This is a genomic window from Xanthocytophaga agilis (assembly GCF_030068605.1).
Taxonomy (GTDB): domain Bacteria; phylum Bacteroidota; class Bacteroidia; order Cytophagales; family 172606-1; genus Xanthocytophaga; species Xanthocytophaga agilis.
The window spans coordinates 57,817-80,573 of record NZ_JASJOU010000016.1; the positions used below are offsets into that span (position 1 = coordinate 57,817).

Annotated in this window: 28 protein-coding genes; 18 read left to right on the forward strand and 10 right to left on the reverse strand. The window is 39.9% G+C overall.

Going from position 1 to position 22,757, the window contains the following annotated elements:
- Positions 1-88: 88 nt before the first annotated feature.
- Positions 89-997: an alpha/beta hydrolase gene (locus QNI22_RS32255; RefSeq protein ID WP_314517416.1), complete on the reverse strand. Its 909-nt coding sequence runs from the start codon at positions 995-997 to the stop codon at positions 89-91.
- 358 nt (positions 998-1,355) lie between these two features.
- On the opposite strand from QNI22_RS32255, the gene QNI22_RS32260 reads away from it, so the two are divergent.
- The gene (locus QNI22_RS32260) at positions 1,356-2,531 is read left to right on the forward strand and encodes an AAA family ATPase (protein ID WP_314517419.1); all 1,176 of its coding nucleotides are present in this window, start codon (positions 1,356-1,358) and stop codon (positions 2,529-2,531) included.
- A 244-nt stretch (positions 2,532-2,775) separates the two neighbouring features.
- Positions 2,776-2,919, forward strand: a complete 144-nt coding sequence (locus QNI22_RS32265) for a hypothetical protein (protein WP_314517423.1) — start codon at positions 2,776-2,778, stop codon at positions 2,917-2,919.
- Between the two features lie 46 nt (positions 2,920-2,965).
- On the opposite strand, the gene QNI22_RS32270 is transcribed toward QNI22_RS32265, so the two are convergent.
- Entirely contained in the window at positions 2,966-3,199 is a 234-nt protein-coding gene (locus QNI22_RS32270; protein WP_314517424.1) for a hypothetical protein, read from the reverse strand.
- 525 nt (positions 3,200-3,724) lie between these two features.
- Here QNI22_RS32270 and QNI22_RS32275 point away from each other — a divergent pair.
- Both QNI22_RS32275 and QNI22_RS32280 read left to right on the forward strand, forming a co-directional pair.
- A complete protein-coding gene (locus tag QNI22_RS32275; protein WP_314517428.1) occupies positions 3,725-3,964 on the forward strand; it encodes a helix-turn-helix domain-containing protein in 240 nt (79 codons plus the stop codon).
- A 50-nt stretch (positions 3,965-4,014) separates the two neighbouring features.
- Positions 4,015-4,395, forward strand: coding sequence for a hypothetical protein (locus QNI22_RS32280; RefSeq protein ID WP_314517429.1), 381 nt, complete (start codon positions 4,015-4,017; stop codon positions 4,393-4,395).
- Between the two features lie 80 nt (positions 4,396-4,475).
- Here QNI22_RS32280 and QNI22_RS32285 read toward each other — a convergent pair whose 3' ends face one another.
- The 4 genes from QNI22_RS32285 to QNI22_RS32300 all read right to left on the reverse strand — a co-directional run bounded on the left by QNI22_RS32285 (position 4,476) and on the right by QNI22_RS32300 (position 7,404).
- On the reverse strand, positions 4,476-4,814 hold the full coding sequence (locus tag QNI22_RS32285) for a hypothetical protein (protein WP_314517431.1): 339 nt from the start codon (positions 4,812-4,814) through the stop codon (positions 4,476-4,478).
- Positions 4,815-4,894: 80 nt separating this feature from the next.
- Positions 4,895-5,239, reverse strand: a complete 345-nt coding sequence (locus QNI22_RS32290) for a hypothetical protein (RefSeq protein ID WP_314517432.1) — start codon at positions 5,237-5,239, stop codon at positions 4,895-4,897.
- Between the two features lie 401 nt (positions 5,240-5,640).
- Positions 5,641-5,994 (reverse strand): hypothetical protein, encoded by a 354-nt coding sequence (locus QNI22_RS32295; protein ID WP_314517434.1) that lies wholly within the window; start codon positions 5,992-5,994, stop codon positions 5,641-5,643.
- Between the two features lie 3 nt (positions 5,995-5,997).
- Positions 5,998-7,404, reverse strand: coding sequence for a hypothetical protein (locus QNI22_RS32300; RefSeq protein WP_314517437.1), 1,407 nt, complete (start codon positions 7,402-7,404; stop codon positions 5,998-6,000).
- A gap of 332 nt (positions 7,405-7,736) precedes the next feature.
- On the opposite strand from QNI22_RS32300, the gene QNI22_RS32305 reads away from it, so the two are divergent.
- Positions 7,737-8,264: a hypothetical protein gene (locus QNI22_RS32305; RefSeq protein ID WP_314517439.1), complete on the forward strand. Its 528-nt coding sequence runs from the start codon at positions 7,737-7,739 to the stop codon at positions 8,262-8,264.
- A gap of 187 nt (positions 8,265-8,451) precedes the next feature.
- Here QNI22_RS32305 and QNI22_RS32310 read toward each other — a convergent pair whose 3' ends face one another.
- Positions 8,452-8,883 (reverse strand): SMI1/KNR4 family protein, encoded by a 432-nt coding sequence (locus tag QNI22_RS32310; RefSeq protein WP_314517440.1) that lies wholly within the window; start codon positions 8,881-8,883, stop codon positions 8,452-8,454.
- A 91-nt stretch (positions 8,884-8,974) separates the two neighbouring features.
- Positions 8,975-9,373: a hypothetical protein gene (locus QNI22_RS32315; RefSeq protein ID WP_314517443.1), complete on the reverse strand. Its 399-nt coding sequence runs from the start codon at positions 9,371-9,373 to the stop codon at positions 8,975-8,977.
- A gap of 112 nt (positions 9,374-9,485) precedes the next feature.
- On the opposite strand from QNI22_RS32315, the gene QNI22_RS32320 reads away from it, so the two are divergent.
- The 3 genes from QNI22_RS32320 to QNI22_RS32330 are packed head-to-tail and all read left to right on the forward strand — an operon-like array spanning position 9,486 to position 14,075.
- A complete protein-coding gene (locus QNI22_RS32320; protein WP_314517445.1) occupies positions 9,486-10,514 on the forward strand; it encodes an HNH endonuclease in 1,029 nt (342 codons plus the stop codon).
- Between the two features lie 27 nt (positions 10,515-10,541).
- Positions 10,542-10,925 carry a (deoxy)nucleoside triphosphate pyrophosphohydrolase gene (locus tag QNI22_RS32325; RefSeq protein WP_314001905.1) on the forward strand — a complete coding sequence of 128 codons (384 nt, stop codon included), beginning with the start codon at positions 10,542-10,544 and terminating at the stop codon, positions 10,923-10,925.
- 3 nt (positions 10,926-10,928) lie between these two features.
- Positions 10,929-14,075 (forward strand): DEAD/DEAH box helicase, encoded by a 3,147-nt coding sequence (locus tag QNI22_RS32330; RefSeq protein ID WP_314517447.1) that lies wholly within the window; start codon positions 10,929-10,931, stop codon positions 14,073-14,075.
- Positions 14,076-14,124: 49 nt separating this feature from the next.
- Here QNI22_RS32330 and QNI22_RS32335 read toward each other — a convergent pair whose 3' ends face one another.
- Complete coding sequence (locus QNI22_RS32335) at positions 14,125-15,252, reverse strand: PD-(D/E)XK nuclease family protein (RefSeq protein WP_314517450.1); 1,128 nt, start codon at positions 15,250-15,252, stop codon at positions 14,125-14,127.
- A 451-nt stretch (positions 15,253-15,703) separates the two neighbouring features.
- Here QNI22_RS32335 and QNI22_RS32340 point away from each other — a divergent pair, with 451 nt between their 5' ends.
- From QNI22_RS32340 to QNI22_RS32375, 8 genes are all read left to right on the forward strand, one after another.
- A complete protein-coding gene (locus tag QNI22_RS32340) occupies positions 15,704-16,123 on the forward strand; it encodes a hypothetical protein (RefSeq protein WP_314517453.1) in 420 nt (139 codons plus the stop codon).
- 91 nt (positions 16,124-16,214) lie between these two features.
- Entirely contained in the window at positions 16,215-16,469 is a 255-nt protein-coding gene (locus QNI22_RS32345; RefSeq protein WP_314517454.1) for a hypothetical protein, read from the forward strand.
- A gap of 396 nt (positions 16,470-16,865) precedes the next feature.
- On the forward strand, positions 16,866-17,051 hold the full coding sequence (locus QNI22_RS32350; protein ID WP_313983627.1) for a hypothetical protein: 186 nt from the start codon (positions 16,866-16,868) through the stop codon (positions 17,049-17,051).
- 45 nt (positions 17,052-17,096) lie between these two features.
- Positions 17,097-17,387 carry a hypothetical protein gene (locus QNI22_RS32355; protein ID WP_314035122.1) on the forward strand — a complete coding sequence of 97 codons (291 nt, stop codon included), beginning with the start codon at positions 17,097-17,099 and terminating at the stop codon, positions 17,385-17,387.
- Positions 17,388-17,621: 234 nt separating this feature from the next.
- The gene (locus QNI22_RS32360; protein WP_314517457.1) at positions 17,622-18,143 is read left to right on the forward strand and encodes a peptidoglycan recognition protein family protein; all 522 of its coding nucleotides are present in this window, start codon (positions 17,622-17,624) and stop codon (positions 18,141-18,143) included.
- Between the two features lie 178 nt (positions 18,144-18,321).
- Positions 18,322-19,866, forward strand: a complete 1,545-nt coding sequence (locus QNI22_RS32365; protein ID WP_314517459.1) for a hypothetical protein — start codon at positions 18,322-18,324, stop codon at positions 19,864-19,866.
- A gap of 30 nt (positions 19,867-19,896) precedes the next feature.
- Entirely contained in the window at positions 19,897-20,544 is a 648-nt protein-coding gene (locus QNI22_RS32370) for a hypothetical protein (RefSeq protein ID WP_314517460.1), read from the forward strand.
- Entirely contained in the window at positions 20,529-20,702 is a 174-nt protein-coding gene (locus QNI22_RS32375; protein WP_314517462.1) for a hypothetical protein, read from the forward strand. The genes QNI22_RS32370 and QNI22_RS32375 overlap by 16 nt, the downstream gene beginning before the upstream one ends.
- Before the next feature lie 287 nt (positions 20,703-20,989).
- Here the strand turns inward: QNI22_RS32375 and QNI22_RS32380 are convergent, their stop codons facing one another.
- Entirely contained in the window at positions 20,990-21,589 is a 600-nt protein-coding gene (locus tag QNI22_RS32380) for an FMN-dependent NADH-azoreductase (RefSeq protein WP_314517464.1), read from the reverse strand.
- Between the two features lie 117 nt (positions 21,590-21,706).
- Between QNI22_RS32380 and QNI22_RS32385 the strand changes: the two genes are divergently transcribed.
- Complete coding sequence (locus tag QNI22_RS32385) at positions 21,707-22,072, forward strand: winged helix-turn-helix transcriptional regulator (RefSeq protein WP_314517466.1); 366 nt, start codon at positions 21,707-21,709, stop codon at positions 22,070-22,072.
- Between the two features lie 6 nt (positions 22,073-22,078).
- Positions 22,079-22,747 carry a hypothetical protein gene (locus QNI22_RS32390; RefSeq protein ID WP_314517468.1) on the forward strand — a complete coding sequence of 223 codons (669 nt, stop codon included), beginning with the start codon at positions 22,079-22,081 and terminating at the stop codon, positions 22,745-22,747.
- The last annotated feature ends 10 nt before the right edge of the window (positions 22,748-22,757 follow it).

The window sequence follows — 22,757 nt, forward strand, 5'->3', positions numbered from 1 at the left end:
GCTCCAACACCAAGAAAGGCTCTATTTGTCACGCCTGTCCCGACAACGGCGGAAAGTTCCTTTCAGGAGGATAGGGAGAGTGTTTTGCTTACAGATACGTCTTAAAAAAAGGTACCAGTTTGCTTAGGGCTTCGGCGGTGGCTTCGGGTTGGTCGTATAAATCATAATGCCCTGCTCCTTTTACCACATGGATACTTTTGTTTGTAGACACAGCTTTGTTGTAGAGTTCAAAGCCATCTCTGTAGGAACCAAATGCACCAACTCTGTCTCCTACTACCACAAATAGCGGTTGGGTTAGTAATTTTTCGGCCAGGTGGAAGGCGTCAAACGCTATTGCTGCACCCATACTTATAAAGAGAAGCTTGTTGCTGGATCTGGGGTGTTCGCCTCTGGGTGTTCTGTAGTAGTCTATTGCCTCTGCCATATCCTGTTCTACAGGCCCATTCTTTTCGGCTTCTTCCAGAGAGGCAGGAGTCCAGGGAACAATCAATGCGTCGGCACCTCTGGCTTCGGCTGTGCGTTGCTTGCCTACAGCCTCCAGAATCTGTAGTGTATTAAGCTCTCCATACGCTCTGGAAAAATTTGAGGCTACTACCGTACCTACAGCCTTAATGCGCTTCTCGGTTAAGGCTGCATTGGCAGCATAGCCACCTCCTGCACAGATGCCCAGCACTCCAATACGATTCTCATCGATAAAAGTCAACGTGGTCAGATAATCTACTGCACACCGGATGTCTTCCACACGGGTGGCTGGATCTTCAAGGTAACGAGGCTCTCCACCACTCTCGCCCTGGAAAGAGGCGTCAAAAGCGAGTGCCACAAATCCGGCTGCTGCCAGCTTTTCGGCATAGAGTCCTGCTGTTTGTTCTTTCACGCTGCTTCCGGGATGCACACATACAATGGCCGGATAGGTGCTCTTTTCATTGAAATGTTCTGGTAAATGAAGAATGGCAGCAACCTGCCAGTTTCTGTTTTTAAATTCTACTGCTTTTTGCATAACTGTATTCGTTAGTTCTGAATGCAAAGATCCGGAGAGTTTACTACGCAGGTGTTGCCAAACCGTGTTTAGTTGTAGCCAAATTGGATATGTAAGAATTGTACCTCTGACTTACGATATTCTATAACTATAAAGTATAAATACTGATTATCAGCAGCCATCCGGGCAGAAGTCAGTGTGCTTATTGACTTTGTGACTACAGCCGAGCTAACCATTGAGGCACTTTGTGAAATACTGACCCAAGGTCCGCGGTTGCAATAATATTGCCGCCTGTGGATTGCCAATGTAGAGCTGACCCGACACAACCAACGCCTGGAGGAAGCCAATGATATACTAACCGATCTATTGCTAAACCACTATGAGAACACGTATGACAAAAGAACAAACCTCAAACAATGAATATGACCGGCTGGTAAACCAGTTTCGGCAGGATAGTCGACCAGTAATACCCACCAGTACTATGCCTGCGTATACGATTCGTCCCAAGCGAAGCATTGCCATTGACTTTACCTACCAGGCTCGCAACCGTAAGCCTGCTATATGCATTGGTGATACCGAACTAATCAGCAAAGGAGAGATACTTTCTGCGATTGGGGCTCCGAGTTCGGGTAAGTCTAATCTGGTAGAAGACATTGTGGCGGGTTTTGTCTCGCATATCACACATACACCGTATCCCCATCCGCTGATTGGCTTTCAGTATGAATCAGCTACCCCACAAAGCCGGCTTGTAGTGTTTGACTTCGAACGGTCTACTGACGATGTAGCTAAGTCGTTAGGCCGTATATTCAGGCGGACGGGTATGAACGAAGCATTGATCAAGGACAATCAATTCTATAATGTGAAGATTCTCTCGCAGCTGGAACTGCAAACCCTGGAAGAGAAACGCAACGACATTCGCCTGTTTTTGAAGGAAGCAGCGGACAAAGGCCAGCCGTACGACTACCTGATACTGGACGGCTGTCTGGATTTGACTACCAACATGAACGACCCGGAAGGAGCACCAGAGGCTGTCCGCTGGATACGTACGCTGACAGCAGAGTTTAACCTGGCTACAATCTGTACGCTACACCCGAACAAGCACAGCGAAACAGCAGCCGGACACTTCGGAACGTTCCTGCATCGCTGGAGCCGGGCCTTTCTGCTGGTGAAGAAAGTACCGAATATGAACGGTCTGCGTGTGCTCACTTCCGACTTTGAAATGGGCAAGCTGTCGCATAGTTCGGAAGCAGTAAACCAGTATTTCTTCTGGGACAAAGAGCAGCATTTCTTTATGCCTGTCCAAGATCCTGTAGTCACAGCTTCCAAACCCAATCCCAACCATTCGCCCAGGTTACAGACTCTCATTGAAAAAGTATTTGCCAGACGAATGACTACCGAGATACCAGCTGTAGAGTTTAAAAAGCTTATTCTGGAAGCCTCAGGTGAAAACGAAAGTAAGGTAAAACGCATGATAGCCGATGCCGTTGACTTTGGCTATGTACGGGTGAGTGGTGATCGAAAAGCAGCTACATATCATATTGTTAATTTACCCTGATACATTTTTTGGTTCATTGGTTCACTCTCCTATAGGAGAGTGAACCAATGAACCAAAAAACCAGAAAAAGGAGCATGAACCAAAACGAGCCAAAAACCGAACCAAAAAAACTTAAAATAAATAACTGTTTATTAGTCAATTACATCGAGCCCACTGAAAGTAAGTTGCACCAAAAACGAACCAAAAGTGAGCTAAAAAAGTGGTGTTTTTTGGTTCATTTTTGGTCCACGGTCTGAGCCAAAAAATGAACCAAAAATTCAACTGGAAGAGAGTAGGAAATACAGTTTATAAACAAGCCATCACCTATGTATTATACAACCGCTTTTACTGGCAATCTAACCAGCATTACTATGAATCGCCCTGGTACAAACAACGTTTGGGCTTGTAAACCAACATCAGGAAATTGTAGGAGTGCCCCCTTGCGGATACCCATGTTAGGTAGAAACCGGTGTGGAATCAATCCGAAAGAATGTCTGATAACGCCAATCTTTCACGTTAGGAATCAGGGCACCCGCAAGGGACTTATCGTGTCCGATCACTTTTCTGGAAATAAAGAAAGTTTCTGGCGCAAGCGTCCGCTTGTGCCCATTTTGAGAGCAGCGTCCGCTGCGTTGGTCGGTAAAATCCTGTTCGGGTACTATCACATCCCCTATCACACACTTGAACATGGCTCAATTTGTCCCAACGCAACGGAAGTTGCTTGCAATGTAGGTCCGAACGGACGTTCGAACCAGCGCTATCTTTGTAAAACCTCCATTTCCAGAAAAGTTATGGGACACGATAAGCCACAAGGGGCTGCCCCTACAAGTTCGAAATTTCACATTCGTGCTTTTGAAAATCAGGGGGATTCACCTCACAGAAAACTCGCGCCGAATTCCCGGCAAAAATCATCCATGCGCATTATTCACAGCAGCCAGGCGCTTGCGGTGAATTCCGATCAGATTTTGTTTTTGCGGTGAACTATGCGCAGCAGAAAAAATGATCGGAACTCCGGTCAAAATAAAATCTGCCGTGAGTTATGCACAAACTATAAAGTGATTGGAGTTATGGTCAAAAGCAAAACTGCTGTGAATAAACTGCAATCTCACGGCCAAGTGGTAAGACTGCCTTGCCTTTGCGAAAAAAACTTTTGCAGTGAACTATGCGCAGACCAAGAAGACAAAACAAATACAATAACCTTTAACCCATATACTATGAATCTACAACAAATCGGCGAACGCATTCGCTATGTACGTACCGAAATCACAGGACTTTCCCAACGCGAGTTTGTGCAGCGAATGGGCCTGGGCCAAAGCAACATCTCAGCTCTGGAAAAGGGCCAGTCGCTCCCCAGCTGCTTTTTCCTCTACAGCCTGCACATCACTTACAATATAAACCTGAACTGGCTCATGACCGGAGGCGGAGAAGCGAAGAATACACCTATCACACACTAAAATCTATCCAGACTTACCAGTAGTAAACTAAACCCACTATCTACCTAACAATGACTTACACCCGCAAAGACACCAAGATTGAGATTCGCAGAAGAGACCGCATTTATGGCTTTCTGCTGATAGACGGCTATGCCTATGAGTTTAACCGCTACTACCTCCCACTCGGCGAACGCCAGATCAGCATGCCTTATGAGGAATGGAGAGACTATATACGCCAAAAGGCTCAGTATCGCTTTGAGATCTCCAAAGAGGAAATACAAAAACTGACTCCATTTTTCAGAGATGAAGCTGGTTACCAACCAACCAGCAAGGGTCTATCCTTTGAAGAGGACAGATGTTTCTACCTCTACAACGACGGCTGCCTCCCCGATAAAGCAGCTCACCGAAAGACGTATGAAGCACGCTTGGAAGCTGTGTTGCAGTATGTGTAAAACCCAGAGGTGAAGGTGTAAAACAAAAAAGTCTGAGCATGTGCTCGGACCTTTTTGTTAACATATCTACTATGTTAGATTCACTTATTATATTGGGTTATCTGAAAATTCAAGTCTCTAACAGTAGCAGGTAGCTCTCCATCACCCCATGTATGACATTCTAGTGTGATATTGTTTCCTTCTAGAAATAGAATGAAGCCTACTTCAATCTCATCCACTTTACCTAGTATATCTGGTTTGTGTATTGTTTCTTTCTCAAGAAAAAGTTTTGGACAACTAATTTCAAGAAAATATCCCACACCTGTAAACTCATAACTACTAATGGAACAGGTAGACAGAAATTCGTCCCACTTATGTTGAGTTAACCGGTCTTGAAGCATAAACTTCAATACTTCGACCTCATATCGAGTCAACTGCATATTCATCAATATAGTGGTGTCTATTATCTACTGCTATCTTCAGGATATGGTGTAATCCCAATTTTGATTATTTCGTATTGTTAAGAATCCATTTCTTTTATATCTACCCATACTCCGTTCACCAATTTCTCATATCTTCCCCATTGAGGTTTGCCAATTATTCTATCTTTGATTCGTACTGGGGTAATCCAATCATGCTGGCAATCAGGTTCCGGATCAGCAATATCCTGCCAACCTTTTTCTTTGATGTTATATTGCTGCTCACAGAAGTCATAAATGTCCTCGATTGTGGAGTAATAACGATCTTCGAAACTGCTACAATCTTCCGCTTTATCATAGAAGAAAAGATAAAAGCCATCTTCATCCCGATATACCATTACCCTTTTGATCCTTGAATGATTCTGAACCTGTGCAACTCTCCTCATTGTTTTACATTAGATATGCTATTGTCTAAGTTTCACCTGGAATTAATGACTATGGCGGATCTGGTAGATACTGATAAGCCAACAAATTATTGCTACACATAGATACAACACATTTGCTAGCATCGATCCTTTATTAACCTTGTAGGAAGGTTTACTAACTACTATACTTATATTTCCCAAAAGGAGCAAAAATCCTACTACAAAAAGGAGAAGCCCAAATTGAAAACCCCACCCTATACGAACAGGTTTTCTGTAAGTTAATATGGGAGTAGTAATAAAGATCGCCAACAAACATACCACATAAAATGTACCCTGTCGGACGAAGCCTCGCCAAAAAGCACTTTTAACATAAACGGAAAGTAATTTCATAAACTCGTAAAAAGAAAGCAGGCGCAAAAATATCATTTTGCATTGAAATTGAATCGGCCTTTGTAACCTACCTGCAACTGTACAAAATTCCGTTCAATTGCATCTGTAGTGACAACTGTACGAAAGCGGAGGAAAATTTTATCCTGATTGCTTTTGATAGGATAATAAAATAATTCAAATTCTGGTGAATGATACCAACGCCATGATTCATTAATGAATGCAGGTCGGTTCCACAGTTTCTGGTAAAAAGTTATCCAGCCAATGTTTATACCAAAATTTCTATACAATGGGATAATACCTTTAACTTCTATACCATAAGAAAGTGTATTAATCTTTATTTGCTCATACTCTGGTGCAGTATTAGGGTTGTTTACAGTTGTTGGCAATTGTTATCCTCTTACATTAGCCCAGTTAAAACCCACTAATGTGTTTAGTTCTAGTTCACTATAAAATCGATATATTTTTCTAAACAGATTTAACCGGATGCTTGTATTCAGGTAAGATCTTTGATTCAGATACATTCTGTTAATACTAATCTTATTTAGATCTTTATCAATTGTATCTGGAACAACAGAGCTAAAGCCATTATCAAAGCGGGAAAATTTGAGACTTGGCTCTAGAAAATTCACAAAAAAGAAGGGTTTATATTTATGATTCTTCGTATTGAGTAGGATATGCGCAGATGCCTCTGTTTGAACAAGTCCATTTCCTCTCTCAGCTTTAACCAATGATAAGAAATCTGTATAGACATTAAGATTGATATAGGAATTTAATGAAGTATTTACAATAACAGGCTTTGTCTTAGTTTCATTATTCAATGTTATATATCCATCACTTGGCGGATAATTTTTTCCTATTTGGGGATCATAATTAATTATGTCTCCTATTCGAATAAATTTAGTTTTATCATTAAGATTTGCATATAAACGTAGTGTTTCCAGATATTTTTTATAATCAGCATGTCGTAGGGATACAGGAATGCGGTTTCTTTTGATCCATCTTCCATTTCTAAATACTTTTGTAAATGTATTGGTGAAAACTTCCTTTTCATTCGTTTTTTCATCAATTGTGTATACTTTTATTTCAGAGACTACTCCATCTCTAAAGTAAAGTTCAACAGATTGAATTTGCTGCGTTTCATTAAATATTCCTGTTTTTTCTACTTCTGTAGGTGCTACAGACCCTATCCATTTTCCTTTCCCCTCTTCTTCTGGATCTATTTTGTTTGCAGCACTCTCAAAGCCTTTGTCACTTAATTTTAATTTATATACATGAACTGTATTCTTTCTCAGTGATATATGGCCAATGACCTCGCTTGTATCTTTATCTGTATTAATTCGTCTAAGAATTTCATCCTGAAAAGATTTATAATCTTTAATCGTGATCTTAAGTATATTCTTGGCTGTGTCTACTTTTACAAAATCAGTTTCTACACTCTCATCCAGTTTGATAGTAAGAATAATTTCTTCTAGATCTTCAATTTTTCTGTCAGGAAGAATGGTGATAGTGAAGCTTAAGTTAAACACATTACTTTTAGATATTGTAAATTCGCTATTATCTGGCTTTATAACATAGTCATATCCATCACCTTTCGTTGCATCTCCGCTTGTTGTCAGCTTAATTTTAAACTCGTCTTTGTTATTCCATTTGCCTTCTAATTTCAGATCAACTGTTAACTGTTTTTCATCTGTACCTTCTTCCTCAACTATCTCTGTTTTTACAAAACCAATTGTTAATTGTCCCAAGCAAGATAATGTAAGAAAGAATAAACCGAGGGTTAAAAGCTTCGTTTTCATATAGAAAGAGGTTTGTGGGTGGGGATAATACTATTGGATATAAAGATCCTTATTAAGGATACATATAATCAATACCTTAAATGGGGTATATTTGTGGATAAAAGCCTTTTGCTATATTGCAACTATGCCATGAAGAGCCTTTCTTATTCTACAGTCTACACGTAATCTACAATATAGACCTGAACTGGCTTATGCTAAGGGTAGAACTTTGGAGAAATCAGTTTATACCATTTGTGTGGTTACAAAACCATAACTATCCGAATGAACATTTGTAAAAATTCTCTCACTAGGTTACACACATAATCTGATAAAGACTTCTCTCATCAACTATTATGCTCTGGTTTTGGCAACATGGAAATCAACTTTTCATACTCTTTCTGACACCCTTACTGGGACTTATTTTTGACTATACACTCAGTAAAAAAGTAATACTCTATTTGTTAGGCACCAGTGTGGTTCTCTTTCTTCCAATAGTGGCAGGTTATGAATATATCATCCCTTACACTGTTCAGGCGCTTGGACTTACTGCGTTGAGCTGTCTTTATTATTTTTATTCCAGACAAATCACGCAGGTAACGCCCAAAATAATTTCAGCAATCCTCATAGGCGGACTAGCTTTTATTGTACTGAAACATTTGGCATTTATGGACTCCATGTCAGGGTATCAGAAAGTGGAAAAGAGTTGGAATGTAAATCACCACAAGATTGAGTATATTGTGGATCAGGGTTTTTCAGGTAGACCTTTACTGAAATATGAAATCCGCAAATATGGGCTAATTCCAATTGTTCTAAAGAAAGTAGATCGTGCTTATGATGATGATACAACAAACAGTTGTATAGTACACTTTACGGATATTTGAATGAACTTTGATAAATGCAAAGGCACCCTAACTGACGCAAAAACAGGTAAGTAAAAATATGACACTTTACAACAGGTACATTAACGGTGAAACAAAACAAGTTTACGAGGATATTTATGCTTTGGGAGAAGATGCGTTTTTACCGGAAAAATCGGCCTGAGATTGAAAAAGCATTTTCACCCAAAACCTAAAAACCTATTCTATTTGGGCTCACGATTTTCTTGATAAGAATTTTGGCAAACTCTTCCAGAGAATCAGCCTCTTTTCGTAATCCAGCTTCCCAGGTTATATTCTCAGATTCTGTCTCAACATCAAACCCCTCTGCATAATGGTCCCAAAGATAAACTGATTTATCTATCCCATCTGTTTTGATAAAGTAATAGTTTGCACAGTCAGCATCTCCCACAATTAGCCACCCTTTATGATCCCATCCGATAGTATTTAAATCAATAATCGCATCTGGAGAGTAACTGAGAGGAGGAAAGTCAGTTGTATCCCTAAATTCCGTTACTCCCAAAATTATTAGATCTTCAGGATAGTTGAGTAAAAATGTTTTATAGAATTCTGGTAGTGCTAACCGTAAACTATCTTCAATTCGTTTGATATCTGCTTCTGTCATGCTATGATCAATAGTTGTTTCGGATCTATGGATTTGCCACAAAAACTTAAGTGTGTTGACTCTAATGTCCTTTCAGGCTTATGCAAATGAATTAGAAGCCCTCCTCGCCAGGAAAAAGACCATGACCATCACCTAGGCCTAGAGCAAAAACAACTCCAAGTGCAAGTATATAAAATTGGGTAAGCTTTATACAAGGAATCACAGCAATGAATTTTAGATAGATATTCTTACATTTGAGAATACTGAAATCTAAAAGAAACGTGAGAGGGCAATTTATTATTAAGAGGAACTCAACAATAGATTTTTCTTTTTCCCGATCATGAAATATGGATTTAAGAAATGGATAATCAGTAATCATAATTAAATGGGACACACCAAAATAGAGAAGCAGTACTACTCCTATTTTATCATATTTTGTAGGGAAGATATTTTTTAAATATGCCAGCAATTTGAAGGCTTTGTTATAGTTTCTTCTTTCTCTTGTATTCATCTTGTTCAAAGATGCTAAATAAGCTTAATTTCTTGTCTAAGCAACAGGTTTACTATCTGACATTAAGATAATAAAAATAAATTACTGGCGTGCTCTCAAACAAAAGGCATTTATGGCTCTTGTGAAAATTTTGCCAGTAACCTATATTGCAACTATGCCAGTGAAGAGCCTTTCTTACTACATCCATGCTTTTTCCAAACTGAATGTCAACAGAAACAAGAAGATGACATCAGGTGTAGCGCCACACAAGCCTGTGTTGTTGCTGAGTGTGATACAGGCATTTGAGAAAGAGTTGATTAGTAGTACGCACATTCCCATTACACCAGAGCTAATTGGCTTGTTTAAAAGCAACTGGAACCTGCTGGTAAAGAGCCCGGACTGGTCACCTACATTTGCATTGCCTTATTACCACCTTAAGTCAGAGCCGTTCTGGGAACTAGTGCCGAATGCAGGGTATGAGACTTGGATTCATCAGGTTAGCACCCGACCTAGTCTGGCAAACCTTAACATAGCTGTAGCCTATGCTAGCATTGATGAAGAACTTTGTGAGTTATTACTGAATGCTCAGGGAAGGCTAGCCTTGCGTCAGACACTGCTTCAGGTATGGTTCCCGGAGGCAAAAGAAACAGTATCCTCTTCCTACAATTATGTGGACACTGTGACACATGAAATTCTGGAAGATAATGCCGTAGAATACCAGACACGCATTAAACAATTACAACTAGAATTTGACAAGGAAGAATACCAGGAAGAGATTTTTCTGCGAGGCACCATATTCAAACGGGAAATTCCCCGATTATATGACTTCACCTGTTGTATCTCCGGTCTGCGGATAGATTCTACACTAACGTTATCTCTGATTGATGCCTGCCACATTGTACCTTTCAGCAAAAGCCACAACGACACGGTAACCAATGGCATCGCCCTATGTCCCAATCTGCACCGCGCCTTTGATCGGGGGTTGATCTCTCTAACAGATCAGTATGAGGTGCTGGTATCAGATCGGTTTACAGAAAGTAGTTCGCCCTATGCTATTCGCCCTTTTGCTGGAAAACGTATTCAGCTCCCTTCAGAAGAAAAGTATCTGCCAGCTTCTGAGAATCTGGCCTGGCATCGGGAGAATGTGTTTCAGAAATCCTAAAAACAGATTCTACACCACTTTTAACATATGATACAGGTAACATGTGCTATTATTGTGAAAGACGAAAAAGTACTAGTTGCTCAACGGAGTGAACTTATGAAACAGCCCTTAAAATGGGAGTTTCCAGGTGGTAAAGTAGAAGCAAACGAAAGTGCAGAAGCTTGCTTGATTCGTGAAATCCAGGAAGAACTTTCGTTACATATTGAAATTCAATCCTCTTTACCTGCACATACATATGACTATGGAACATTTCAGATTAATCTGATTCCTTTTGTGGCAAAGCCTCTTTCTGAACAAATCGTATTAAAAGAACATGCTACCTATGCCTGGCTTAACCGAGATGAACTTCTTACTCTTGATTGGGCTCCTGCAGATATAGCTATTGTACACGACTTTTTACATTCTTATTAATCTATGCAATCTCTTCCTGAAGGCATCTATGAACAACTGATCACCAAACTTCTTCTATCCCGATTAGAGGAACTATCCTTTCAGAACTTTTATATACATCAAGCTTCCATAGATAAAGCGGATGCTGCCCGTATCTTATCCCATTACCTAAGCAGTGTGATACAGGCAGGACTTCGGTTATATACAGGAGATGATAGCTTGGAGAAACAAATTGAGCTATCGAATAAGATTATTCAACTCATCCGGGATCACCTTCAGGATGATGATTTCACGCAGGACTTGATAGAAGCAGAAGGTAAGATTCTGATGGCTATTTTTTCAAAACTGGATGCTTCCTTTACTGATTTTAAGCATCATCTGAAAGAGATTACACCTTATACACGTCTTACACAAAGTGAACTTTTTACGGGTAGCAATGCAGGTATTTCACTCGAAAGTGAGATCAAAAAGGAGATTCTTTCAGCAGATACGATTTACTTTCTGGTATCATTTATCAAGTGGTCAGGAATAAATATTCTTCAACAGCAGCTCAAAAGCTTTACAGAAAGTGGTAAACATCTACGGGTTATTACGACTTCCTATATGGGAGCATCTGATCAGAAAGCGATTGAGTTTTTAGCAAGTCTACCCAATACGGAAGTAAAAATATCCTATAATACAGATAACGAACGTTTACACGCCAAAGCCTATTTGTTTTTACGAAACACAGGTTTTCATACGGGCTATATTGGCTCCTCCAATTTTTCCCGTTCGGCTCTGACCAGTGGGCTGGAATGGAACCTGAAGATTACTACACATGAAGTAAGCCACATCATTGACAAGTTTCAGAAAACATTTGAAACCTACTGGCAAGACAACGAATTTGAGCCTTATGTACCTGGTAGAGATGCTGAAAAGCTCACGAAAGCACTAAAGCAACAACGCAATAGCGACCGAAGTGATCCAACAACGTATTTTACCATTAGTCCACTTCCGTATCAGAGTGAGATCTTAGAAAAGCTTCAGGCAGAACGTATGCTACATCATCGTTTTCGTAATCTGGTAGTTGCTGCAACAGGTACAGGTAAAACGGTAATTTCCTCTTTTGACTACAAGCAATTTTGCCAACAATACCCCAATGCCAAACTACTGTTTATAGCCCATCGTAAAGAAATTTTACAACAGGCACTGGCTACCTTTCGAGGCGTTTTACGTAATCATAACTTTGGAGATTTATGGGTAGATGGCGTGGAGCCTTCTTCCTATACACATGTATTTGCCTCTGTACAAACCCTCATAAACCGACTGGCTACATTACCTTTGTCAGCAGAATACTACGATTTTATTATCATAGATGAGGTACATCATATTACAGCAAGCAGTTATCGGCCAGTTTTGGCGCATTTCTCTCCAAAGATTTTACTAGGACTTACGGCAACACCTGAACGTATGGATGGTGAGAATATCCTTGCAGACTTTGATCACACCATTGCTGCTGAAATCAGATTACCAGAAGCCCTAAATCGCAAACTACTCTGTCCTTTTCAATACTTTGGCATTACAGACACAATTGACTTATCCAGAGCAGAATGGAAAAATGGAAAATATGTACCCAGTGAGCTAACCCGACTTTATACAGCCAATGACAGGCGAGTAGGTGACATTCTCACTCATCTGGACAAATATCTACGTGATCCACACGACGTGCGTGCCATTGGATTTTGTGTTACTCAAGATCATGCACAGTATATGGCAGAGAAGTTTACATTAAAGGGTTTTAAGGCTGATTATCTGGTCAGTAGTCGTAATCAGTTGCGTGATGAACTTCGTATCAAGCTCAGAAACAAAGAGATCAATTACCTTTTTGTAGTTGATATTTTTAATGAAGGTGTCGATATTCCAGAAATAGATACTGTTCTCTTTCTCAGGCCTACTGAAAGCTTAACAGTATTCCTACAACAACTAGGACGTGGCCTGCGTTTGGCCGAAGGCAAGGAATGCTTGACCGTATTGGATTTTGTTGGCAATGCTCGTCCGGAATACGACTTTGAAAATAAATTCAGAGCTCTGGTAGGAAAAACTACTACCTCTATTCAAAAAGAGCTGGAAGACGATTTTCCCCATCTACCCTTGGGCTGCTCAATTGTACTTGAACGCAAAGCCAAAGAATATATTTTAAACAATATTCGTCAAGCTACTCAGCTCAATACAAAGCAATTATTGCTGAAGCTCCAGAACTTTAGACACCAATCTAACCTTCCTTTGACACTGCGAAACTTCTGTGAGTTTTACCACATTGCTTTACCTCAACTCTACAAGCGCGGTAGTTGGAAACGGTTATGTGCAGATGCTGGCATAATACCTGATTTTCCAACAACACATGAAGTAGAAATTACCCGAGCAATCAGTAAAAAATGGCTTTCCTGCCAGTCTACGTCTTATTTCGAATTTATTCTCAAACTGGCTCGTGCACATTTTGCAGTACCATTAGAAACTTTATCTGAAGTAGAACGTCAAATGTGTGTGATGTTGCACTATGATGTCTGGCAAGAGCGTGGAGGTTTTGCCAGCCTGGAAGAAAGTATTCAAGCTATAGGCCACAATCCTATTTTAACCAAAGAAATTATAGAAGTGCTGGAATGGAAGGTAGACAAAGTTGATTTTCTGGAGAAAGAATTATTTCTGCCTTACACCCAACCACTCAAAATACACAGTCGCTATACCCGTGAGCAAATCTTGGCAGGATTTGGTTTCTCAACCTTCGAAAAGAAATCAAGTAATCGGGAAGGAGTTGCCTTGCACAAAGAAAAGAATACAGAATTGCTATTTGTTACCTTACAAAAATCAGAAGAGAACTTTTCACCAACAACTCTCTACCACGACTTCGCCATCAGTGAAACACTCTTTCACTGGCAATCTCAGAATACGACAAGTCCCACTAGTTCTAAGGGTCAATCATATATCAAACACAAAGAGCAAGACAGAAAAATTTTACTCTTTGTTCGCGAACGTAATGAAGACGAATATGGTAACACCATGGGATATGTATTTCTGGGTGCAAGCAAGTTAGAAAACCATTCAGGCTCTAAACCGATGAATATCACCTGGCAACTTCAGGAACCTATGCCAGCTTATTTATGGAAAGATTCAGCTAAGATGGCTGTTGGGTGAGGTTAGTTAATATCATTTATTCCAATAGTTATAGTTTAGCTAACTCACCCTATTTCTTACTACAGAGTATATTTATCTCTTCTAACAATTTTTCCCATTGGTCTGCCAATAGACTATCTACATAGACACCAAAATTTTCTATTTCATTCTGTTCAATTTCTGTATACATTTTTTCACCAATGTGAATCCATGCCTTGCTCTGCCGTTTATTTTTGATGTCTATCTGATTTGCATATTTTGCTTCCAATGCTACAATATCTTCAATAGAAAGCCTTTTCCAAGCCTCCATTGTATCTTCTACTATCCATAAAGCAAACTTAAATTGATGCTTGTCGAATAACTCATCGAAATATAGGTATCCACGAAAATTAGAGTTTTTGCTGTATTGCAAACTTACATAACCATCATAAGATCGTTGCCACTCCCATCCCGATTTATCTAAATGAAGGGAAATACTCTCTGCAAGAAAACCTAATGCCTCAATTTGTAATTGACATAATTCATTAATCTTTGAAGCATGCTGCATATAAAATTTTAAGTCTGCATTCATGCCTTCTGTGCTCTCTCCCATAGATTCTAGATTTAGTATGAAGTCTCGTAAAAACATTAGGTATTTATCACCTGCCTTTTGCCAGTAGTTTCCCAATCCGGCATTAATTTTCTTTAACCATTCACTGTGCGTAATATTTACAAAGTGTGTGTGATTTGTTTCTAAAGGATATAATGATAATACTACACCTCTTTTATTCTCATCAGAAACCTTTATACTTGAATAGTAATCTTCCAGATCATTATTTAGTGCAGCATAAATTTTGTTTTCAATGATGACCGCCTTTCTGTAAGAATCTTTAGTATCCCTTTCTGCAATAAGCAAATCAATAGAGCCTCGTCCGGTAAAATGTTCACGAATTATTGTAAAACTATCTGCTTCCCAGAGTAAATCATTAGTTTTATTACTCTTTGAATTAATTAATTCTGTAAGGCTATCCAGAAACAATGTTCCAAAACCATGCTCCTTCTGAGGGTCTAAAAAGAACGCATACCAATTGCTACATATATCTTCATAATGAGCATTACCTGATATATCAAATAACGTTAGAGGCTTCTCTGGCTTCTTTTCAAGAGTATAGCTAAGCACCTCAGCATAGTATTTTTCAGATTCTTCTATTGTTCTCATACAGTCATGCAATATCACAGATAAAGTGAAAAATGAAACAGGAAAAACACCCTTTTTTCTAGAGTCTTTTTTCTTATTTCTATATCATCAATTGCCATCTTTTCACTTCATATGATTTACTAATCTATTACCTCTCCTTCATACAAAAAAAACCTCGGCCCCCACACTTACTACCTCCTATTTTATTTATCCAAAAGCTACACCCATAAGTACAATACCACTGAACTAAAACGAACTAATCATAAGCAAACTGTGCCTTTTGACCGTTGTTATACTGATCAAAACTACGGTCAGTTTCGTGTATATAGAATGCCGATATTTGTAAAGTCAATCAGCCAGAACCCCAGCTTTTCGCGACAAGCTTGCCACGCCCTGGGAGTGGATCGGGGAAAAATCTGAGTCTGATGACGGCATTCTCTATCTATAACCCCTTACACAAACTGATTTATTTATGGCACTATCTATAGCCCTATTGACCTCAAGAACCGACTGTGACAAGGTTCTTACCAAGTTAAGTGACATCAAAGAAAACCTGGAGTTTCGGCAAATCTCCCTGACCCGTAGCAAAGACAATGCAGCCGAGCGGGCGTCAGACATCGATGCCGATCTGGCAGCCGCGGAAGCCGAAGTGGAATCGCTGATTGCGATCATTGCAGCCCTTCCCGAAAGTGCCACCAAAACTGAGATGGAAAACCGTAAAGTGCGCGCCGACTATCGGTTGTTTACATTGCAGCAACGCAAAGCCCAGTTTGGTACTACTGCTGTGATCCTATACGAGTCTGAGCTGGACGAAATCGAACAACGGTTGTCGGTAGTAGATGGCTCTATGTTGGAGGTAACCACTCACAAAGCTACCCTGCCTGCTACCTAATCCGGTACAGGTAAGTAGCCCACGAAGCAGTAGCACCACAGTCTACTGCTTCTTTTTTATCGGATTTGTTTCACTATACGCTTTATTCTTTATGAAAACCCTGATTCTGGTATCGGCCTTGTGTTTTGTGACGGGTGTGGCTCTGGGTGTGTTTACAGAACATCGCCTGAACCCAACGGAAGTATATGCCTGTGAGGTAATTGATTACAACCAGATCGAGGCAATTGTGGCTAAACACGCAGTTGCCCGTCAGATACAACCACTGGATGTAGAGAAGATCAAGCACGTCCGTCAGTTTACGTATGCCCCCGTGTTTTGTGTGAAGGATACATGTAACGGTCGGTAAATTACCCTGATTGGCGCAGACGATGTTTGGTATAATCCGAACCAATGTAGGGGCGCACCTGTGTGTGCGCCTGGTTTCCCACAGACCGCGTTTGTAACAATCCGAGCCATGTAGGGGCGGGGCTCGCCCCCGCCCGGTTTCCGAACGCGAATGATTACGTTTAGGAAACAACCATATTGGATGATACCATACATTGTTTGTATCGAACATGGGCACCCGCAAGGGGATGCCCCTACAGGGTGTCGGACTAATCCGAACATTCGTTGCGACGATCCGGGCGAACATGCGGGTTCGCCCCTACATCGGTCCGGATTGTTTCATGCCGAGTTTGCGCCTACCAGGGCGATCTGCCAATCGCCCCTACAGTTCTCATTCATTATATAACCACAACATCACATGGCAAAATCAATATATGACTATATCCAGTTTGTGCTAAACAACTGGAAAACCTCAACCCTGGGTTTGTTTACGTTCTCTGGATACATACTCTGGTTGGTGAATCGGATAGACACACAGTCGTTCGTTTCGCTGCTGGCCTTTATTTCAACGGTTGGCTTCTTTTCAATGCGTGACCCTAAATAATTCATATCGTCAATACTCTAAACATTCTATACACACCTTATTCCTATGACTATCACATCTGTTTCTGATCTATCAATTTCTGACGAGAGCCTGATTATTGAAAACCTCTGTCTGACTCTTACCAATGAGCAACTGGCTTTTGAGAAAAAACTACTCGAAAACGAAAACCTGCGCCTTCAGCATCTGCTTAGTGACAAAGAACTGGAGATGGAAATGCTCAGAGAGCAAATCGATGAACTGGATGGTGAAAACCAGGACCTGCATATGGAAGTCACCGAACTGCAGGAAGAAATCGCCGATCTGACGGAAACGGTAAACGACATGCTGGAAGGCTAATCACACACCGGATCATACGTCTATCAAAAATAGTATGATCCGGCTTATCATTTCACTCCCCGTCGTTGGTGTTATTCACCAACGACATCTTTCCCCCGTTTATCTTGTTTGAACCACGGGTTTTTCCGTCGTTGTGCGTTTTCACCAACGATCTGTTTCCCATCCTTTAGATTGGTAAAAACACACATCCGGAAAGATTACAATGTCCTATATTCTCTATTTATCTCTACCCCTATGAAATTCCAATACCTGATTATACACTGCACCGCCACCCCAGCCGGACGCTGGATCTCGGCTGATGATGTCAAACGCTGGCACACCAAACCCAAACCCTACGGCAACGGTTGGAAGCAAGTCGGCTACTCGGATCTGATCCTGCTTGATGGCTCCCGTCACCAGTTTGTCAAACATAATAATGACCAGATCATTGACACCTTCGAGATTACAAATGGTGTGGCTGGCATTAACGCTATCTCCAGACAGCTGTGTTATGTAGGCGGTCTGGACTCTTCCCATAAAATGCCACTGGACAGTCGCACCCCTCAGCAGATTTCGTGTATGCTGGATATTATCGGCGAGGTGTTGGGTTATGCACCCAATATCAAAATTGCCGGACATAACCAGTTTGACAACAAAGGCTGTCCGTCTTTCTTTGTCCCAACCTGGCTCAGGCAGTTAGGCATTCCGGAACATAACATTGAGTGGCGTGATCCCTTTGGCTATGAACGGTATTTCAGACAAGTATGGAAACAGTAATAATTAAGAGTTGATTTTGTAGAAAATCGACTCTTGTTTTATAGAATAAATTATTCCTATACTCCCTATACAATATAAAAACAACTTACATATTCTATCTAAATAGTTACTCAAAAATTCCTACCCTAATAAAACCAGATAAAACATCATCTAAAAGTATCTTTTATATTAACTAACTGTGACTAAATCTAAAATATTATTTAATAATTACATAATATATTTATTTATAGTAAACAAACTAAAAATAACTTATTTACTGATTCACCACATATATTTTTTTAACTCTATGAAATCAACTATTCTTCCAAAATTGTATTTGGTAATAGTCTGCTTTTTACTATGCCTATCTTGTAAAAAGGATCAGATTGAAACCAAAGCTATAAGTGGACTAGATCCACTCGTTAGTGAAGCCAAAGTCTGGTTTGAAAAACACTATTCCTACTCTGCATCTTCCGCCCGAACAAAAGAAGAAAGTACCAAAAGAGAGCCTGCGTGGGAAAAGGGGAAGTCCTACGATAACGGTTTTTTATCTACTGTTGAGGTCCCAATTGCCTTCAATGGTAAATTCTTATCTCAAGTAGGAACAACTACTCCAGGTAGTAGTGCATCTCCAGATGTTTTAGAACAAGCACCTGATGGATTAATAAAACTGATTATTTTCAAAGACAGGTATGGAACCAACGCCTATATAGTTCGCTACATTCCTGATGAGGGATACTTAAAAACATCTGATTGTGATGTTGCTCAAGTTAATTTTCAGGATATTGTTCTTTCAAAACTTAAGTTTAGTGGACTTGTTACTTTAGAAACATGGGAAGGAAAGTTTTTTGGTGGATACTTAGTTGGAGGAGGAAGAATTGTTGCTCCAATAGAAGGTTTGTCAAATCAAAAGAGTGGACGAGAACAAGCAGGTGGTTGGACTTGCTTTGATCGATATGTAAATTATTATCAAAAGATATGTGTTGGAAATGACTGTTCTAACTGGGTTTACTTAGATACCTACTATCAATTTACTACTTGTATTTATACAACTTCTGATTCTCAAGTCCCAACTAGCACTTATGGATTAGCTGGCGGAGGTGGCGGTGGGAGTGGTGGTGGTGGGCCGGATTATCCTGGAAGTGGACCAGTAAATACCATTTATAAAGGCTTTAAGAATTATAACAATTTTGTATATGATCCTTACAATCCAGATAAAGTATCTCCACCAGATATTATTTGCCCTAGTTCATTTAATTTTACTCCTTATACAACACTTACCAATATATGTAGAGTCTGGGATATAAATGCAAGATTATATGAAGAAGACACACAACTAATGGTAGCTAGTTTGCAATTTGGGATTGAAATTGTTTCACCTAAAGATTTGATTGTTGATTGGAATACATACGGTTCTAAACAAAAATATTTATCGTTATGGAATTCAGGTGATATCAAACAAACAACTGGTGTGGACGGAAAAACACACTATCTTTTTTCACTAAAAGCTCAACAGCTTATTGCTGCCGATGCGTGTGATTGGGCTGCTGCATCAGTTGATGAAAACCTATTAGCCAAAGTAGGTGGAAAAGAGGCATATAAAAATAGATTTGTAACGATTTTCTTAAGTTATATGGCCATCCATAATCCTGGTTGTACCGCTGTAAAGTTAAATGCTCCACCAACAGGCGTAGCATTTAAGAACGCTGTAATGGCATATAGTAGAGCCAATTGCCCTAATTAGTTTTTACCTCTTACTAATAAACTTGTTACAATGAAAATCACAGGTCATTTCATTAATGAAATAGTTACTACTCTCTATCATTTCTACCCAAGAAATATCTCTCCCTGGAGTATTAATTATGAGACTTCTTTGGAAATTCTAAACCAAACTTTGACTTATAAAAAATACGAGGGTGAAAAACCAATCTGGGAAGATTTTTTGAAATCACTACAAGAAATACTTCCTCATACAAGTATTCAGGATTTTAGTTTCAGGACTAGTACATGTTCTTGTTTTAAAGCAGTCATTATATTCTGGGATATTTCCGGGAAGAACTACACACTAGTTCTTCATCGCAGTTGCTTGATGCCGTATCATGCATATTATATCAATGAAAAAGATCCTCTACCAAAGAATGATGCAGAAAGTCTACCTATGACTGAACAGATGTTGGAACAACTCTATCTAAATCCTCCTCCACCTCCTAAACGTTACTGGAATGAAGCTCCTGCAATAGTAGTTTCAATGGTAGATCAAGTTTTGGAAGCATACTACAATTTTGATCGTCTTGCCAGAACTCAACTATTTCCTACAGAATTATTACATTATAGAGTATTACAAGTGGCTACTCAGCAAAGAGAAATGCACGAAGCCACTATGTTTGATCTTTTGTTTACCGATATATGGGAAGATGCTTAACTATTGTAAAACAAGCACATATTCAGAATATGAGTATGGCTTTTCTATTGATATCTTTGCATCTCTTGGATCAGGCGCTAGGCATTCCGGAACATAACATTGAGTGGCGTGATCCCTTTGGCTATGAACGCTATTTCAGACAGAATTGGAAACGGTAACGTGTATTGATTGTGATCCTCTGCCAGATCTTTTTATAAAGTGAATGCTCCCTTTCAGATTTATAAAACAAAAATTCCCTGGAGGAAACCTTCAGGGAATTTCAGTAACAAACCACTTACAACCTAAATTTTATTTTTATATCTATGATCAGACCTTGCGTCTGAGGATATGTCTGCTTGACTTACACTACAAAGGTACTGCGATCAGATCAATTGTAAAGTCATAATACGTTCATTATCATACATGTATGCTTTCTATCCAGTTTTTGAAAGAAAGCGTCAAATAGCTAAACAGCTATGCTTTCAAGGGCCTTTTCTAACGCAGTTTCCTGCAATCCGGGGATTCCCGTTCCTTCCACACGAAACACAGTTACGTCTGTAATGCCTAGAAATCCTAAGAAGTGTTTCATATAAGGTACAGCAAAGTCGTAGGCCTGCATCTGATCATTGCCAAAAACACCTGCTGAGCCAAAAGCGATGTAGGCTTTTTTGTTTTTCAGCAATCCTTCCACTCCACTCTCACTATACCGAAACGTTAGCCGTGCTCTTGCAATGTGGTCAAAATAGGCTTTCAGACTGGATGTGATGGAGTAGTTATACATAGGTGCTCCAATCACCAGAATATCTGCATCCTGAAGTTCAGCAACAGCCTCGTCTGACCTTCTTACAGCAAGCTCTTGTTCGGGTGTACGGCTTTCTTCCGGAGTAAAAAACGAACTGATCTGAATGGGTCCCAAATGAGGATAGGGATTTGCGGAAAGGTCAATTTCTTTAACCACTGTATCAGGGTCTTTTGTTTTGATCCTGTCAATAATAGCGTTTCCTAACGTAAGCGTTAAGGATTCAGCACCGCGGGTGCTGGAAATAATGTGCAGTACTTTTGCCATGTCCGAATAGTTTAGATGGATACAAAGCAAAATTATATACCTTTACTACTCAAAAGTAAGTCGTATACTTTTGTATAGTGGTATACTAAACTATAGTTTCAACATAATCAATTAGTTATGAAGAAGATATCAGAAATGGAAAGCATCCGGGAATGCTCCAGCAATTATATTCTGGCAGTTAACGACACGATAAATGTAATCCACGGGAAATGGAAAGCTGCGATTATCTCTTCCTTGCTGTTCGGTAAAAAACGATATGGCGAGCTACAAAAAGAAATCCCCAAAATCACTCCCCGGATGTTGTCCAAAGAATTACGGGATCTGGAAGCCAACGGAATGGTGGTACGAACGGTTCATGACACAATTCCTGTCACTGTCGAATATGAATTAACCCAATCGGGCTATGCCTTCCAGCATGTACTGGATGTTATGCTGGAATGGGGATTAGAACACCGTAAACGTATAATTGGCAGTACGAAATAACATCAAATGAATACAGAGACCCGGAAACTAGACAGAGAAGAAGCAGATAAGATCTCCAAAAGTATACAAGAGCTGGAGGAAACTATTTATAAGCCATTGAATTGGCCCCTTATTATTGGTTTGGTGATAGTAATCACTTTGTCTGCCATTCACATTTATTATTATCACAAATCAAATTGGGCTTTACCATCTATGTGTGTGGTTGCCTATTGTCCTATATGGATATGGGTACTAATTGAAAATAAATACAAAGGAAGGAAAAAGAAGATTGAGCTTTTAGAATCCTGGAAAGCTGTTCAGCAATCACAGGTAGCCAGAGTTAATAAGATACAGGCTAAGAGGGTTGTTACATTTGAAGAATATGAGGATGAAGGTGTGCTTTATCTGATCGAAGACATAGAAGGTAAGTGCTTTTATCTATGGGATGAGCAATACCTGATTCCGGAAGAGGGGTCGTTCCCTTGTGAAACATTTGAAGTTTACCAGGATGATGTTCTTATCTATTCCATGGAAACCAAAGTTCGGTGCCAAAGTGAAAAGATGAAAGCAATAACTGTTTCCGGAAAGGAAAAGTGGAAGTATTTTGGTGATCGAGGGTTTCCCGGTGAGTTTGAACCTGAGCCAAAGGGCTTGGATGGTATACTGGACGAAATAAGGACAGTGCTTGTTAAATAGAAACTGATCG

Excerpts from the sequence above, each read along its gene's own strand:
- QNI22_RS32260 (WP_314517419.1), top strand. The coding sequence starts at position 1,356 with ATGAGAACACGTATGACAAAAGAACAAACCTCAAACAATGAATATGAC.
- QNI22_RS32355 (WP_314035122.1), top strand. The coding sequence starts at position 17,097 with ATGACTATCACATCTGTTTCTGATCTATCAATTTCTGACGAGAGCCTG.
- QNI22_RS32285 (WP_314517431.1), bottom strand. The coding sequence starts at position 4,814 with ATGCAGTTGACTCGATATGAGGTCGAAGTATTGAAGTTTATGCTTCAA.
- QNI22_RS32380 (WP_314517464.1), bottom strand. The coding sequence starts at position 21,589 with ATGGCAAAAGTACTGCACATTATTTCCAGCACCCGCGGTGCTGAATCC.
- QNI22_RS32305 (WP_314517439.1), top strand. The coding sequence starts at position 7,737 with ATGCTCTGGTTTTGGCAACATGGAAATCAACTTTTCATACTCTTTCTG.
- QNI22_RS32300 (WP_314517437.1), bottom strand. The coding sequence starts at position 7,404 with ATGAAAACGAAGCTTTTAACCCTCGGTTTATTCTTTCTTACATTATCT.
- QNI22_RS32270 (WP_314517424.1), bottom strand. The coding sequence starts at position 3,199 with ATGTTCAAGTGTGTGATAGGGGATGTGATAGTACCCGAACAGGATTTT.
- QNI22_RS32350 (WP_313983627.1), top strand. The coding sequence starts at position 16,866 with ATGGCAAAATCAATATATGACTATATCCAGTTTGTGCTAAACAACTGG.
- QNI22_RS32280 (WP_314517429.1), top strand. The coding sequence starts at position 4,015 with ATGACTTACACCCGCAAAGACACCAAGATTGAGATTCGCAGAAGAGAC.
- QNI22_RS32345 (WP_314517454.1), top strand. The coding sequence starts at position 16,215 with ATGAAAACCCTGATTCTGGTATCGGCCTTGTGTTTTGTGACGGGTGTG.
- QNI22_RS32340 (WP_314517453.1), top strand. The coding sequence starts at position 15,704 with ATGGCACTATCTATAGCCCTATTGACCTCAAGAACCGACTGTGACAAG.
- QNI22_RS32255 (WP_314517416.1), bottom strand. The coding sequence starts at position 997 with ATGCAAAAAGCAGTAGAATTTAAAAACAGAAACTGGCAGGTTGCTGCC.
- QNI22_RS32275 (WP_314517428.1), top strand. The coding sequence starts at position 3,725 with ATGAATCTACAACAAATCGGCGAACGCATTCGCTATGTACGTACCGAA.
- QNI22_RS32320 (WP_314517445.1), top strand. The coding sequence starts at position 9,486 with ATGGCTCTTGTGAAAATTTTGCCAGTAACCTATATTGCAACTATGCCA.
- QNI22_RS32370 (WP_314517460.1), top strand. The coding sequence starts at position 19,897 with ATGAAAATCACAGGTCATTTCATTAATGAAATAGTTACTACTCTCTAT.
- QNI22_RS32385 (WP_314517466.1), top strand. The coding sequence starts at position 21,707 with ATGAAGAAGATATCAGAAATGGAAAGCATCCGGGAATGCTCCAGCAAT.
- QNI22_RS32310 (WP_314517440.1), bottom strand. The coding sequence starts at position 8,883 with ATGACAGAAGCAGATATCAAACGAATTGAAGATAGTTTACGGTTAGCA.
- QNI22_RS32330 (WP_314517447.1), top strand. The coding sequence starts at position 10,929 with ATGCAATCTCTTCCTGAAGGCATCTATGAACAACTGATCACCAAACTT.
- QNI22_RS32390 (WP_314517468.1), top strand. The coding sequence starts at position 22,079 with ATGAATACAGAGACCCGGAAACTAGACAGAGAAGAAGCAGATAAGATC.
- QNI22_RS32315 (WP_314517443.1), bottom strand. The coding sequence starts at position 9,373 with ATGAATACAAGAGAAAGAAGAAACTATAACAAAGCCTTCAAATTGCTG.
- QNI22_RS32290 (WP_314517432.1), bottom strand. The coding sequence starts at position 5,239 with ATGAGGAGAGTTGCACAGGTTCAGAATCATTCAAGGATCAAAAGGGTA.
- QNI22_RS32265 (WP_314517423.1), top strand. The coding sequence starts at position 2,776 with ATGAACCAAAAATTCAACTGGAAGAGAGTAGGAAATACAGTTTATAAA.
- QNI22_RS32335 (WP_314517450.1), bottom strand. The coding sequence starts at position 15,252 with ATGAGAACAATAGAAGAATCTGAAAAATACTATGCTGAGGTGCTTAGC.
- QNI22_RS32375 (WP_314517462.1), top strand. The coding sequence starts at position 20,529 with ATGGGAAGATGCTTAACTATTGTAAAACAAGCACATATTCAGAATATG.
- QNI22_RS32360 (WP_314517457.1), top strand. The coding sequence starts at position 17,622 with ATGAAATTCCAATACCTGATTATACACTGCACCGCCACCCCAGCCGGA.
- QNI22_RS32325 (WP_314001905.1), top strand. The coding sequence starts at position 10,542 with ATGATACAGGTAACATGTGCTATTATTGTGAAAGACGAAAAAGTACTA.